This is a genomic window from Rhizobium pisi (assembly GCF_003938655.1).
GTDB classification, from domain to species: domain Bacteria; phylum Pseudomonadota; class Alphaproteobacteria; order Rhizobiales; family Rhizobiaceae; genus Rhizobium; species Rhizobium pisi.
The window spans coordinates 164906-177166 of the sequence record NZ_RJJT01000004.1 but is presented as its reverse complement, the minus strand read 5'-3'; the positions used below and the strand labels follow the sequence as shown (position 1 = coordinate 177166).

The following is a 12261-nucleotide window of genomic DNA, read 5'->3' as shown; positions in this document are numbered from 1 at the left end:
GCCATCTTTACGCGCGACACCTACCGCGCGGTGCGGGCGACCCAGGATGGAATCAGTTCGCTCGAGAGCTTCCGCGGTTTCTGGCCCTTCACGAATTCGGCAAGCGGCATGCCGCTTTTGGCGATGGCGAGCGCCTGCTTCTTCGGCAGGAGAAAGCCGAGCTCCAACGGCGGCACTGTTCGGCCGACACGCTGGAAGAACGGGCGCCGGTAGCCGCGCGACGCGGTAAAGCGCGCCGGCAGCTTGTTCAGCGCCACATATTCGGCGATCTCATCGATCCAGCCCGCCTGGGGTCTCGCGCCCGGCTCGACGAAAAGCAGCCATTCGCCGCGGGCCGATCGGACGATGTCCTTGATATCCCATTCAGAATGGAAACGGCAGCCGGCCGCATCCGCCACCCTCGAGGTGCCGTCGCGCGAGCCATGGTCGAGCACGATCACATCGCTCACAAGCCCCTCGACCGCGCCGGTTACCAATACCGACAGGGTCTGGGCAAGCTCGGATTCCTGATCCAGACATTCAAGAACAACTGTCAACATCGGCTATCTATAATGCGCCGCACAAATTTTTACCAGCAACGTTTCCCTCATTTTGTTCTTGCATTGTTCTCCTTTTGCCGATAGGAATTTAATCATCAAAACGGGCGGAGGCGATAGCTTCTCCGCCACGGGAGAATCCGATGAGAGAGCAGTCCCTGGCAGGGCAGGCCGCATTCGCGCCTGCCAATACGGCAGATATTGCCGATGCGATGATCGTGTCCTCCGGTCTCAGGATCGAAGTCGACCGCCGGCGCGGGCGCGGGGCCGGACTGAATCCGACAGGACGGTTCGAGGCATTGCAGCGGGAGACCTTCGACGACGGCTGGCAGAGCCTGGAAGAGCTTCCGCCTTTCAAGACGGAAGTGCAGGTCGAGAAGCCGCGCACGGCCATCACCCGCAACGAATCGCCCGATATTTCCTTCGACCGCTCGATCAATCCCTATCGCGGCTGCGAGCATGGCTGCATCTATTGCTTCGCCCGGCCGACCCACGCCTATATGGGGCTCTCCGCCGGTCTCGATTTCGAGACGAAGCTGTTTGCCAAGCCCGATGCGGCAAAACTGCTGGAGCGGGAGCTCGCCAAGCCGGGCTACAAAGTGCGGGTGATCGCAATCGGCACCAATACCGACCCCTATCAGCCGATCGAGAAGGAATGGCTCATCATGCGCGGAATCCTCGAGGTTCTGAACAAGGCGAACCATCCGGTGTCGATCGTCACCAAATCGGCGATGATCCTGCGTGACCTCGACATCCTGCAGGAGATGGCAAGCAAGAACCTGGTGCGCGTTGGCATTTCGGTGACGACGCTCGACCGCAAACTTGCCCGGACGATGGAGCCCCGCGCCGCCACGCCGCCGCGGCGCCTGGAGACGATCCGTGCGCTCGCGGAGGCAGGTATCCAGACGGCTGTGATGGCCGCTCCGCTCATCCCGGCGCTGAACGACCACGAGTTGGAGCGTATCCTCGAATCGGCCAAGGCTGTCGGCGCCGCGGAGGCAAGCTATGTCATCCTTCGGCTACCGCTCGAAGTCAGCCCGCTCTTTCGCGATTGGCTGCTGCAGCATTATCCGGACCGGTACCGGCATGTGATGTCGCTGGTGCGTTCGATGCGTGGCGGCAAGGACTACGATGCCGACTTCGGCAAGCGCATGAAGGGTGCGGGTCCCTATGCCTGGCAGATCGCGCGCCGGTTTGAAATGGCAGCCAGGCGTTTCGGCCTGACGCGACGCAGCGTGCCGCTGCGCGACGATCTGTTCGTGCCGCCCGATGGCAGCGGCGTGCAGCTGTCGCTACTCTAATTTTTCCAGCTTGCGCATCGCGTCTCAAGAAAACCGCCCTGTTTTCGAGCCCCGAGCGCAATTCCCGCGGATGGCCCTGACCGCCACCATCCGCCGGACCCAGTCCCCGGCCGCCGCCCTGATCCGGGGACTTGCGGGAAATCGGGTTGGCGTGCGAGTTTCAGCCGCATGAAACGTCGCACGCCACCCGATTCTCCCCTGCTTTTCGACACAGCTCCGCTGGTGCCGGATTTCCGCCTGGAACTGAAAGCCCGCAAGGCCGGGCATTGGCCGGTCGCCGGCGCCGATGAGGCAGGCCGCGGACCGTTGGCCGGGCCTGTGGTGGCTGCCGCCGTCATTCTCGATCCGAAGCGTATCCCTGAGGGCCTCAACGATTCCAAGCAACTTTCCGCGCAACGGCGAGAGGAACTCTTCGTACAGATTCTGGCGACCGCGACAGTCTCCATCGCCTCCTCCAGTTCGACGCGCATCGACGAGACAGATATCCGCAAGGCGAGCCTCGACGCGATGCGCCGCGCCATTTGCAGCCTCGCCATTCCGGCAAGCTATGTGCTGACCGATGGACTTGACGTGCCGCCCGGCCTCGACTGCCCGGGACAGGCTGTGGTCAAGGGTGACGCCCGTTCGGTCTCGATCGCCGCCGCCTCGATCGTCGCCAAGGTGACGCGCGACCGGATGATGGCGCGCGCGCATGCCGTCTTTCCGGACTATGGCTTTGCGGCACATGCGGGCTACGGCACGGCGCAGCACCGCGCCGGCATCGAGAAGCATGGCCCCTGCTCCCTCCACCGGATGAGCTTCAGACCGTTGCGCAAGGGCGATGATGGTCCCGAGACGGACGAGCTGATCCCGGAGTAGAGTCGCTCAAAAGAAAAAGGCCGGGACAAGCCCGGCCTTTAATCTCATTCCATTCGAAACCGCTCAGTTGAGCCGCGTCTTGACCTGGCTGACGGCATTGCCGAAGAGCTCGGACTGGACCTTGGCATCGGCCCGCTTGGCAAGCACCGTTTCTGCAGCCGCGATCGCCAGATCGACGGCGGCGGAACGCACCGCCTTCATCGCATCGGCCTCGGCCTGCTTGATCTTCTGCTCAGAGAGCGCCGTGCGGTTGGCGACGAATTCTTCCGTCTTCTTCTTCGCTTCGGCGGTCAGCATTTCGGCTTCGCGCTCGGCGGCAGCGACGATATGAGCCGCCTCGGCTTCAGCTTCCTTGCGCTTGCGCTGGTATTCGGCAAGCAGATGCTGGGCCTCTTCGCGCAGGCGCTTGGCTTCGGCCAATTCGTTGCGGATCTGGTCGGCGCGATCGTCGAGCGACTTCGCCATCATGCCCGGAGCCTTCAGGTAGACGACGAGCGCCAGGAAGAGGACGAGCCCGACAAAAGCGAAGAAAGTCGCGTCAAAGTGAAATTCCATCGATCAAGCCTCCTTCTTGGCAGCCGCAACCGCGGCTGCGACATCGGCCGTGGCGACGGTGCCGCCGATCAGCTGCTCGACGACCGCAGAGGCCGTTTCCTCGGCAATGGTACCGACGTCGGCGAAAGCCTTCGCCTTGATGTCGGCGATACGGGCTTCGGCAGCCTTGATCTTTTCCGACAGGCTCGCCTCGACAGCGCGACGATCCTCTTCGGCCTTGACCTTGGCAGCGTCACGCGCGGCAGAGCCGATCGCATGCGATTTGGCGCGGGCAGCGGCCAGTTCACCTTCATAGGTCCGGACGGCGGCGTCGGCCTCCGCCTTCAGGCGGCTGGCCTCTTCCAGGTCCTGAGAGATGCGCGTGTGGCGCTGGTCGAGGATGGCCCCGATGCGCGGCGCAATGACCTTTTGCATAAGGAGGTAGAAGACGCCGAACGTAATCGCCAGCCAGAGCAGCTGGGACGCATAGGTCGTCGAATCGAAAGGCGGGAACGGGCCACGGGCGTGTTCGCCTTCGGCAACGCCGGTCTCGGTATGGACCTCGCCTGCGGCCGGAGCGGCATGCGCATCCGTGCCGGTCGCTGCCGCCGGTGCTTCTTCAGCGTAAGCCGGGGTCACAAAAAACATGCTCACCTCCAGGTGGACTGCAAATGCAAAGGATCACGGCTTGCGGTCCGCAGGCCGTGATCCATCTATTCGCCGATATCAGACGGCGAAGAGGAGGAGGAGAGCGACGAGCAGCGAGAAGATGCCCAGAGCTTCCGTAACGGCGAAGCCGAATACCAGACGGCCGAACTGGCTGTCAGCGGCAGACGGATTGCGCAGAGCGCCGGACAGGTAGCTGCCGAAGATATTGCCGAGGCCGAGAGCCGTACCGGCCATACCAAAGCAAGCCAGGCCTGCACCGATGTACTTTGCTGCTTCCGCTTCCATGTTGAACTCCTTTGAAATGGTTGTTGCGGCGAATGACTGACGCCCTTTGACGTCGATGTCGTTATCCTTAGTGCCCGCCCGGATGGATTGCGTCGTTAAGGTACATGCAAGTCAGTACCGCAAAGACGTAAGCCTGAAGGAAGGCGACGAGGAACTCGAGACCGGTCAGGGCGACGGTCATGATGAGGGGAAGAACGGCGCCGCCGACACCGAGAGCGCCCAGGGCTCCGAGCGAGGCGACGAAGCCTGCGAACACTTTGAGCGTAATGTGACCGGCGAGCATGTTGGCGAAAAGACGAACCGACAGGGAAATCGGACGGGAGAGGAAGGAGATGATTTCGATCGCGACAACAAGCGGCAGCAGAAGACCCGGCACGCCCGACGGCACGAAGACATTCAGGAAGTGGAAGCCATGCTTATAGAAGCCGTAGACGAGAACCGTACCGATGACGAGGATCGCCAGCGCGAACGTGACGATGATCTGGCTGGTGACCGTGAAGAAATACGGGAACATGCCAAGCAAGTTCGCCGTCAACACGAACATGAAGAGCGAAAAGACCAGCGGGAAGAACTTCATTCCCTGCTTGCCCGCGCCTTCCTTCAGCATGTTGGCAATGAATTCATAGGACATTTCCGCGATCGACTGCGAACGGCCCGGCACGATGGCGCGGTTCGAGGTCGCGAAATAGAGGAAACCTACGGCAACGGCGGCCGAAGCGGCCATGAAGAGCGACGCGTTGGTGAACGAGAAATCAATCCCGCCGATTTCAATCGGCACAATCTTGAAGATCTGGAACTGATGAGTCGGATCGTTGGACACCGCTTGTTCTCTCTCTTTGGCCCGTAGGACACGGGGTCATTGCACTGGACCGGGAAACCGGTCCTCATTTCTTGTCGTCGTTGCCTTCCAGGGGATGGGCCACCACCCCCGCCGAACGCAGCACGTTCAGAACGCCGGCACAAAATCCGAGAAGCAGAAGAACAATCAAACCCCAAGGCGCCGTGCCGACAAAACGGTCGAGGAGATAGCCTAGAACAGCACCGACGACGATCGCGGCAATGAACTCGCTGGAAAGCTTCATAGCCTGGGCATAGCCTTTGCGGCTTACCTCGGCACGAGCCTCGCTTGCATCATCCGCTCCCGCCTCAACACGCTTGGTCGCGAGTTCCGCTTCCAATCGCGCACGGCGCTTCTCAAGACTTTCCTCGCGGTCATCCGCCATGGATCCCTCCTCGCTTGCCCGTCGCCCGTACTCCCGCTACCCCGGTCATTCGGACCCCGGACACGAGGGTTGAAACCCTTCCGGCCCGTTCTGAAGTCGCGCGCAACATAGTTTTAGGGATTGGTATAGTCAAGGCGTAGGCGGCTTCTGTCCAGCCAGAAAATAATTCCATCGAATCAATAATTTAGGCCGATATCCGGTCGATTGCCCAAATTCGATTGAAAGAAACCGCTTTTAAGGGTCGGAAATCCGCTGGCCCAGGCGGTTTATCTCAGCTCCAGCCGCCGCCATAGGTACGATAGAAGACGTGGAGACCGATGCGGCCGACCTTTTCCATGGTCTTTGCCCATTTCGGTCTGACATAGACGGCGTGATAATGCGTTGCCGAGCCAACCTGCGGCAGCCAGATCTTGCCGGCAGTCACCGCCATCGCCACGTCACGGGCGACTCGCCAGTGATATTCCGAATTCACCCTGTCCTTGATGCTGTCGCAGGCGAAGGAAAACTGGCAGCGGTTGCGCCAATCCTCGTTCTGGTAAACGACGCCGCAGATCGTCTTGGGATAGGCGGGGTTGCGGACGCGGTTGAGAATGACCTGGGCGACGGCCGCCTGGCCCTTCACCGATTCTCCCCGCGCTTCGAAATAGATGCCGGAGGCAAGGCATTGCTGTTCGCCGGCGGAAAAGACGCTCGGCGGCAACACACTTGCGGCCCAGGCGTGATCGCGCGGGCCGATCTCCGGGACGAAGCGGCCCTCCCCCTGGTCGGTCAGGATGGAATCGAACGGCGACTGGCGGGCATAATCGGGGGCGGGCGGCGCGTAGGCGGTGGCAAGCACATCGGCCTTGTTGCTGGTGACGAGGCTTGCGAGCATCGCCGGCACGTCGTTGTCGGTGACGACAGGCTTCTTCTTGTAGAAAGAAGTGGCGATCTCGATCTCCTTGCCCCGGATCTTCGGCTTGACGAAGGCCGACCTCTCCTTGAGATCGAAGCTCGGCGTGAAGAGCATCTTGGTGCGCTCGAGAATGGAGCCGGCGGAAAAGTCCTTCGGCGGCTGCATCTTCTCGACGGCGACGATGCGGCCCTTCTTGGTGGAGCGCTTGACGCGATCCTCGTCCGGCGTGTCCTCGTGGCCCTTGTCCTTCCCGGTGAAGGCGACCTTGCGGCCATCGGGCAGCACCATGCCGGCGCCGGCGGAGATCGACCCCGTCACATCAGGCTCGGCGAAAGCCAGTTCGGCCTGGTGGATGGAGCCGGCGGGAGAATTGGTCAGCACCATGCGCCAGTTCCCGCCTTCGCGGTCGAGACCCGCGAGCATGGCGGCAAGATCGGCGTGGGATGCGACACTTGGGAAAATCAGCCAGCCGGCAAGACCGAAGATCGCTGGCGACACCCAGTTCTCGGGAAGAAGACGCAGCTTGCTACGGAAAGGGCTCTTGCGACGCAACACGAACTCCGGGCATGGGACGCGGGAACATTCCCTTGAAAATCTCGCATTAACCTTGACGTCCGGTTAACGGAGCGTGCCGGAATGTGACCGTGAGAATTTTTGGATATTCTAATGCGGGCGATATTTCCTTGCGAAAGTCCCCTCCCCACACGGGGAGGGACTAACCCGGAGCGCCCGCTCGTTCCACTCGAAACGTCGCAGATATGCAGGTTAAGCCCCTCCCCCTTGTGGGGGTCCAGAGGACGGGTCGAGACCTGTGGCTCGACCCCGGGCGGGTTTGGGGCGGGGTCTTCATCGCGAAGACCAATAATCCGGAAGCATCACAGAGTTAGGGCCTCAAACCGCGCCCCCCGTTCCACACATCAAATAATGACGTGCGAGCCCAGTTCCACCACGCGATTCGCCGGCAGACGGAAGTAGTCCGAGGGATTGGCGGCGGCATTGGCGAGCGCGATGTAAAGCCGGTCCTGCCAATAAGGCATGCCGGACTTGGCGTCCGGCACCAGCTTGCGGCGTCCGAGATAGAAGGACGTCGACATGATGTCGAACTTCAGCCCCGTCTTGCGCAGCGTCGCCAACGCCTGCGAGACATTTTGCGATTCCATGAAGCCGAACAGCAACTCAACGCGGGAGAAGCGCTCGGAAATCTGCTCGACCTTGTAGCGGTCGTGACCCGGGACGCGCGGCTTGTTGACGGTGCGGATCGTCAGGATGACGTTGCGGTCATGGAGCACGTGGTTGTGCTTAAGATTATGCAGCAAGGCGGCGGGCGCCGATTCCGGATCGCTGGTCAGGAAGATCGCGGTGCCGGGAACCTGGGCCGGCGAATGCTCGCTCTTGCGCTCGATCGAGCTGACGAAGGAGGTGAGCGGAATGTCGGTGTGGCGGGTCTTTTCCATCAGGATCGCCGTGCCGCGGCGCCAGGTCCACATGATGACGGTAAAGGCCGTGGCGATCAGGATCGGGATATAGCCGCCGTCGTGGATCTTCAGCAGGTTGGCGCCGAGGAAGATCATTTCGAGCGCGACCAGCGGGGCGAGGGCGATGATGGCAACCGGCAGCGACCAGTTCCAGCGGACGCGGACGAATTCGAAGGCCATGATCGAGGTGACGACCATGGCGCCGGTAACGGAGATGCCATAGGCGGTCGCCAGCGCGTCCGAGGTTTTGAAGCTCAGGACCAGGAAAATGACGCCGATGAACAGTACGGCGTTCACCGAAGGCACGAAGATCTGCCCGGTGTTGGTTTCGGAGGTGAAGAGGATTTCCATGCGCGGCAGGAAACCGAGGTTGATGCCCTGGCGCACCAGAGAAAAGGCGCCTGTTATGACAGCCTGGCTGGCGATGATCGTCGCAGCGGTGGCAAGGATGACGACCGGCAGCAGCGCCCATTGCGGAAACATCAGATAGAAGGGATCGGACATCGTTTCCGGCTTGCCGAGAACGAGAGCGCCCTGACCGAGATAGTTCAGCGTCAGCGACGGGAACACCAGCGCGAACCAGGCCCACTGGATCGGGCGGCGGCCGAAGTGACCGAGATCGGCATAAAGCGCCTCGGCACCCGTCACCGTCAGGAAGACGGCGCCGAGCACGACGACGCCGTAGAAACCCTCATGCAGCAGGAAGCTGACCGCATAATAAGGATTGAAGGCGGCAAGGATGCCGTAATCGTCCGAGATATGCGATACGCCGGCGGCGGCTATGACGATGAACCAGACGGCGGTGATCGGGCCGAAGAACTTCGCAACGGCGCCGGTGCCGCGCGACTGCACGACGAAGAGCAGCGCCAGGATCACCACCGAAATCGGCACGATATATTCCGAAAGGCTGGGCGTGACGAGCTTGAGGCCCTCGACCGCCGACAACACCGAAAGCGCCGGCGTAATCATCGCATCGCCGAGGAAGAGTGCCGCACCCATCAGGCCGAGCAGCATCAACAAGGCGGTATGGCCGTTGGCGGTCTTCATCAGAAGGGCAAGCAGCGACAGTGTGCCACCCTCACCCTCGTTGTCGGCGCGCAGCAGGAAGAGCACATATTTGATGGTGACGATGATCGTCAGCGCCCAGATCATCAGCGAGATCAGGCTGATGACCTCAAAACGGGTGAGGCCGTCGTGGGCCACGGGCTTCAACGCTTCGCGAAAGGCGTAGAGAGGGCTCGTGCCGATATCGCCGTAGACGACGCCGACCGAACCCAGCGCGAGATAAAACAGCTTTCTCGGCGTCATATGACGTTCGTGCTGATGGCTCTCTTCGGACATGAAATTTCAACAGGCTCCTCAGAGCCAGCCTTTCCAGCGGAAAAAGAAAAAGGGAATGATGGCTGAGATCACCATCAGGGTCAGCGAATAGGGATAACCCGCGACCCAGGTCAGTTCCGGCATGACCTGAAAGTTCATGCCATAGATGGAGGCGACCAGCGTCGGCGGCAAGAACACCACGGATGCGATCGAGAAAATCTTGATGATCGAGTTCTGCTCGATGTTGATCAGTCCGAGCGAAGCGTCGAGCAAAAAGGTGATGTTGGCGGCGACGAAGGAAGCGTGCTCCGACAGCGACTGAACATCGCGTGAGACGGTGCGGCAGAGATCTTTCGCCTCGCGGTCCTGCTGGATCGCCGGGACAGTGTGAAAGAAGGTCAGCAGGCGGAAAAGCGAACCGAGGCTGTCGCGCAGTTTGCTGATCGTCCGGTGATGGCCGGCGATATCCCTCAGCTTCTCCTCGAGATAGTTCGAGGGCCTGCGCACCTTCCTGGCCCGGTCGCCGAAGACATGCATCGACAGGATGTCGATACGCGAGACGGAGACCTCGAGGATCTCGGCAGTGCGGTCGACGATCGTCTCCAAGAGCTTGGCGAGGAGGGCCGTGCCATTGCGCCAGTTTTCCGGCAGCCGGTGAAGGGCGGCGATGAACAGCGCAAAGGATTTAGGATGAGCGTAACGGATGGTGACCAGCCGGTTTCTGGCCAGGATGAAGGCGACGTCAGTCAGCATCGGCGCTTCGGTATCGGCTTTCGAAAGCAGCGAGGCCGTCATGAACACGGCGTCGTTTTCGACATAGAGGCGTGCGGAGGGCTCGATATCCTTGAGGTCGTCGCGGGTCGGAACCTCGATGCCGAGAACCTTCTCGACATAAAGCTCCTCGTCGCGGGTCGGCTCGACCATGTCGATCCATACGACATCCTCGGGCACGGACGCGCCCTTCGAGAGATCGCGGATCTCGATCGACCTGCAATTGGAACAGTAAGCGGTGATCACCGGCACAATCTCCGATGCTCACGCGGCTTCGTGGCCGTTGCCCTCTTCATCGAAAGCCTTTCCATGCGGCCGCGAGCGCAGCAACGCGACGGTCGCTCGTCATCGATCGAAACGGAAGCGGATCAAGAAAGCTCATATAACTCCGGCTGCATCCAGTCTTTCGGACCGGCATGCGCATTCTGCTCCACCGCATCGCAGTTACCAATCCTTCGATCGACAAGACAACTCCGAACCTGCAGGCGGACCGGACCCTTCGAAACGAAGGCGGCCGTCATCGAGCATCTGCTGCAACGCCATCATGGCGCCGCGGCATATGAAGCAAAGCCATGAAATAATCAAGACATCTTCCGTGAAGCGCGGCTTTTCACCACGCTTCCCCCACAATTTGGGGTATCGGCCGCAGCGATTCGGGTATCGGGAGCCTATATTTTACGCATGTCGTTATCCCGGAACCGCTTCACACTTCCGGGCGACATGCATTATTCGAAGACGATCGTTGGCGCAGGGCGCTGTGACTGGCCGGCGAGCTGCTCCCAGACCTTGGTAGCGATGCCGCGATAGATGCCGGCGACGATGCCGTTCGGCTCGGAGGCAACCAGCGGCGTTCCGGCATCGGAAGTTTCGCGGATGTTCATCGTCAGCGGCACTTCGCCGAGGAAGGGCACGCCGATGCGCTCGGCCTCTTTGCGGGCGCCGCCATGACCGAAGATGTCGTAGCGGGTGCCGGTGTCCGGGGCGATGAAATAGCTCATGTTCTCGACGATGCCGAGGACCGGCACCTCGACCTTGCGGAACATGTTGAGGCCCTTGCGGGCATCGATCAGGGCCAGATCCTGCGGCGTCGAGACGATGACGGCGCCGGCGAGCGGCACCTGCTGGGCCATGGTCAGCTGCGCGTCACCGGTACCGGGCGGCATGTCGACGACGAGGACGTCAAGCTCGCCCCAGGCGACTTCGCGCAGCATCTGCAGCAGTGCCGACTGGACCATCGGCCCCCGCCAGATCATCGCTGTCTCCTCATCGACGAGAAAGCCCATCGACATGACCTTGAGGCCGTAATTCTCCATCGGATTGATGATGCGGCCGTCGATCTGCGTCGGGCGGCCCGATATCTTCAGCAAACGCGGCATGGACGGTCCGTAGATATCGGCATCGAGAATGCCTACGCGCAGACCGTTGGCCAAAAGGCCGAGCGCGAGGTTGACGGCGGTGGTCGACTTGCCGACCCCACCCTTGCCTGATGCGACGGCGATGATGGCGCCGATGCCGGGAACGCCGATCTTGCCCGTGCGCGGGGTCTGTTGCTGCGGGGCGTGCGCATGGCCCTGATGATCGTGCGAATGATCGTGGCCGGCATGGCCGTGGGGCGGGTTCGGCGCCGGACGCGCAGCAGGAGCTGCGGCGGCCGCCTTCTTGTCCGCCGTCAGCGTGACGAGAGCGCCCTTGACCCCCGGCATTTCCTTGATGACGCGCTCGGCAGCGAGCCGCATCGGCTCCAGCTCCCTTGCGCGCTCGGCCGGAACGGTGATGGAGAAATAGACCTTGCCATCGGAGATGAAGACGTCGGAAACCATACCGAGCTCGACGATATCGTGCTCGAGATCCGGTCCACGCACGGTCTTCAGCGTTTCGAGAACCTGTTCCTTGGTGACGTCGGCCATTCCACCCTCACTGCTTCTTCTCGCAGACTACAGTGCCGCGCGTTTTTCAAGACGCGCAAAGGACGCTGTAGCACTTTAAATTACTGCATAATTTTAGCCTTGATCGATTCCGATCAAGGCTAAAATTATGCAGTAGAGATAGTGGAGGCGCACGCCTTCGCCAAACAAAATCATCGGCCGGAAAATCGATTTGCCGGGCACTCAGGAGAGCAGCGGTGAAATTCGCGTTCCGTTGCGGCCATCAAGTCCGCCGGGCTTTCGCCCTGATGGCCGCAACGGTCTCCCCTGAGTACCGGCGCAATGCGGGCGAACTAGAGTAAGCCGAAAAAAAGACCAGCAAAAAATGATGGAGAAAGCCGAAATTGCAAACAGCTGCGAAAGGAGCGGTGCGAAAACGCAACAATCGCCCCCGACGCCGAAGCACCGGAGGAGTGCAGTATCGGCGTCGGGCAGCGATGTGTCGGCCGCGCCATTTCCTGGCGCTGGT

Annotated in this window: 12 protein-coding genes; 2 read left to right on the top strand and 10 right to left on the bottom strand. The window is 61.2% G+C overall.

Features of this window, described 5'->3' with window-relative positions:
• Positions 1–20 precede the first annotated feature (20 nt).
• Complete coding sequence (locus tag EFD55_RS07195; protein WP_125843917.1) at positions 21–539, bottom strand: glycosyltransferase family 2 protein; 519 nt, start codon at positions 537–539, stop codon at positions 21–23.
• A 140-nt stretch (positions 540–679) separates the two neighbouring features.
• Between EFD55_RS07195 and EFD55_RS07190 the strand changes: the two genes are divergently transcribed.
• Both EFD55_RS07190 and rnhB read left to right on the top strand, forming a co-directional pair.
• Positions 680–1837 (top strand): PA0069 family radical SAM protein, encoded by a 1158-nt coding sequence (locus EFD55_RS07190; protein WP_125843916.1) that lies wholly within the window; start codon positions 680–682, stop codon positions 1835–1837.
• Positions 1838–2005: 168 nt separating this feature from the next.
• Positions 2006–2695, top strand: coding sequence for a ribonuclease HII (gene rnhB, locus EFD55_RS07185; RefSeq protein ID WP_125843915.1), 690 nt, complete (start codon positions 2006–2008; stop codon positions 2693–2695).
• 63 nt (positions 2696–2758) lie between these two features.
• Here rnhB and EFD55_RS07180 read toward each other — a convergent pair whose 3' ends face one another.
• The 9 genes from EFD55_RS07180 to EFD55_RS07135 form a co-directional block, all read right to left on the bottom strand.
• A complete protein-coding gene (locus EFD55_RS07180; protein WP_125843914.1) occupies positions 2759–3250 on the bottom strand; it encodes a F0F1 ATP synthase subunit B in 492 nt (163 codons plus the stop codon).
• Between the two features lie 3 nt (positions 3251–3253).
• Positions 3254–3877: a F0F1 ATP synthase subunit B gene (locus EFD55_RS07175; protein WP_125843913.1), complete on the bottom strand. Its 624-nt coding sequence runs from the start codon at positions 3875–3877 to the stop codon at positions 3254–3256.
• A gap of 78 nt (positions 3878–3955) precedes the next feature.
• Positions 3956–4183 (bottom strand): F0F1 ATP synthase subunit C, encoded by a 228-nt coding sequence (locus EFD55_RS07170; protein WP_003545854.1) that lies wholly within the window; start codon positions 4181–4183, stop codon positions 3956–3958.
• A gap of 67 nt (positions 4184–4250) precedes the next feature.
• The gene (locus tag EFD55_RS07165; RefSeq protein ID WP_125843912.1) at positions 4251–5003 is read right to left on the bottom strand and encodes a F0F1 ATP synthase subunit A; all 753 of its coding nucleotides are present in this window, start codon (positions 5001–5003) and stop codon (positions 4251–4253) included.
• Positions 5004–5067: 64 nt separating this feature from the next.
• Positions 5068–5406 (bottom strand): AtpZ/AtpI family protein, encoded by a 339-nt coding sequence (locus EFD55_RS07160; protein ID WP_125843911.1) that lies wholly within the window; start codon positions 5404–5406, stop codon positions 5068–5070.
• A 271-nt stretch (positions 5407–5677) separates the two neighbouring features.
• Positions 5678–6853, bottom strand: coding sequence for a cell wall hydrolase (locus EFD55_RS07155; RefSeq protein ID WP_125843910.1), 1176 nt, complete (start codon positions 6851–6853; stop codon positions 5678–5680).
• Positions 6854–7218: 365 nt separating this feature from the next.
• Entirely contained in the window at positions 7219–9117 is a 1899-nt protein-coding gene (locus EFD55_RS07150; RefSeq protein ID WP_125843909.1) for a potassium transporter Kup, read from the bottom strand.
• A gap of 18 nt (positions 9118–9135) precedes the next feature.
• Positions 9136–10113, bottom strand: coding sequence for a magnesium transporter CorA family protein (locus EFD55_RS07145; protein ID WP_125843908.1), 978 nt, complete (start codon positions 10111–10113; stop codon positions 9136–9138).
• A 479-nt stretch (positions 10114–10592) separates the two neighbouring features.
• The gene (locus EFD55_RS07135) at positions 10593–11774 is read right to left on the bottom strand and encodes an Mrp/NBP35 family ATP-binding protein (protein ID WP_125843907.1); all 1182 of its coding nucleotides are present in this window, start codon (positions 11772–11774) and stop codon (positions 10593–10595) included.
• Positions 11775–12261: the final 487 nt, after the last annotated feature.

Excerpts from the sequence above, each read along its gene's own strand:
- EFD55_RS07195 (WP_125843917.1), bottom strand. The coding sequence starts at position 539 with ATGTTGACAGTTGTTCTTGAATGTCTGGATCAGGAATCCGAGCTTGCC.
- EFD55_RS07190 (WP_125843916.1), top strand. The coding sequence starts at position 680 with ATGAGAGAGCAGTCCCTGGCAGGGCAGGCCGCATTCGCGCCTGCCAAT.
- rnhB (WP_125843915.1), top strand. The coding sequence starts at position 2,006 with ATGAAACGTCGCACGCCACCCGATTCTCCCCTGCTTTTCGACACAGCT.
- EFD55_RS07180 (WP_125843914.1), bottom strand. The coding sequence starts at position 3,250 with ATGGAATTTCACTTTGACGCGACTTTCTTCGCTTTTGTCGGGCTCGTC.
- EFD55_RS07175 (WP_125843913.1), bottom strand. The coding sequence starts at position 3,877 with ATGTTTTTTGTGACCCCGGCTTACGCTGAAGAAGCACCGGCGGCAGCG.
- EFD55_RS07170 (WP_003545854.1), bottom strand. The coding sequence starts at position 4,183 with ATGGAAGCGGAAGCAGCAAAGTACATCGGTGCAGGCCTGGCTTGCTTT.
- EFD55_RS07160 (WP_125843911.1), bottom strand. The coding sequence starts at position 5,406 with ATGGCGGATGACCGCGAGGAAAGTCTTGAGAAGCGCCGTGCGCGATTG.
- EFD55_RS07150 (WP_125843909.1), bottom strand. The coding sequence starts at position 9,117 with ATGTCCGAAGAGAGCCATCAGCACGAACGTCATATGACGCCGAGAAAG.
- EFD55_RS07135 (WP_125843907.1), bottom strand. The coding sequence starts at position 11,774 with ATGGCCGACGTCACCAAGGAACAGGTTCTCGAAACGCTGAAGACCGTG.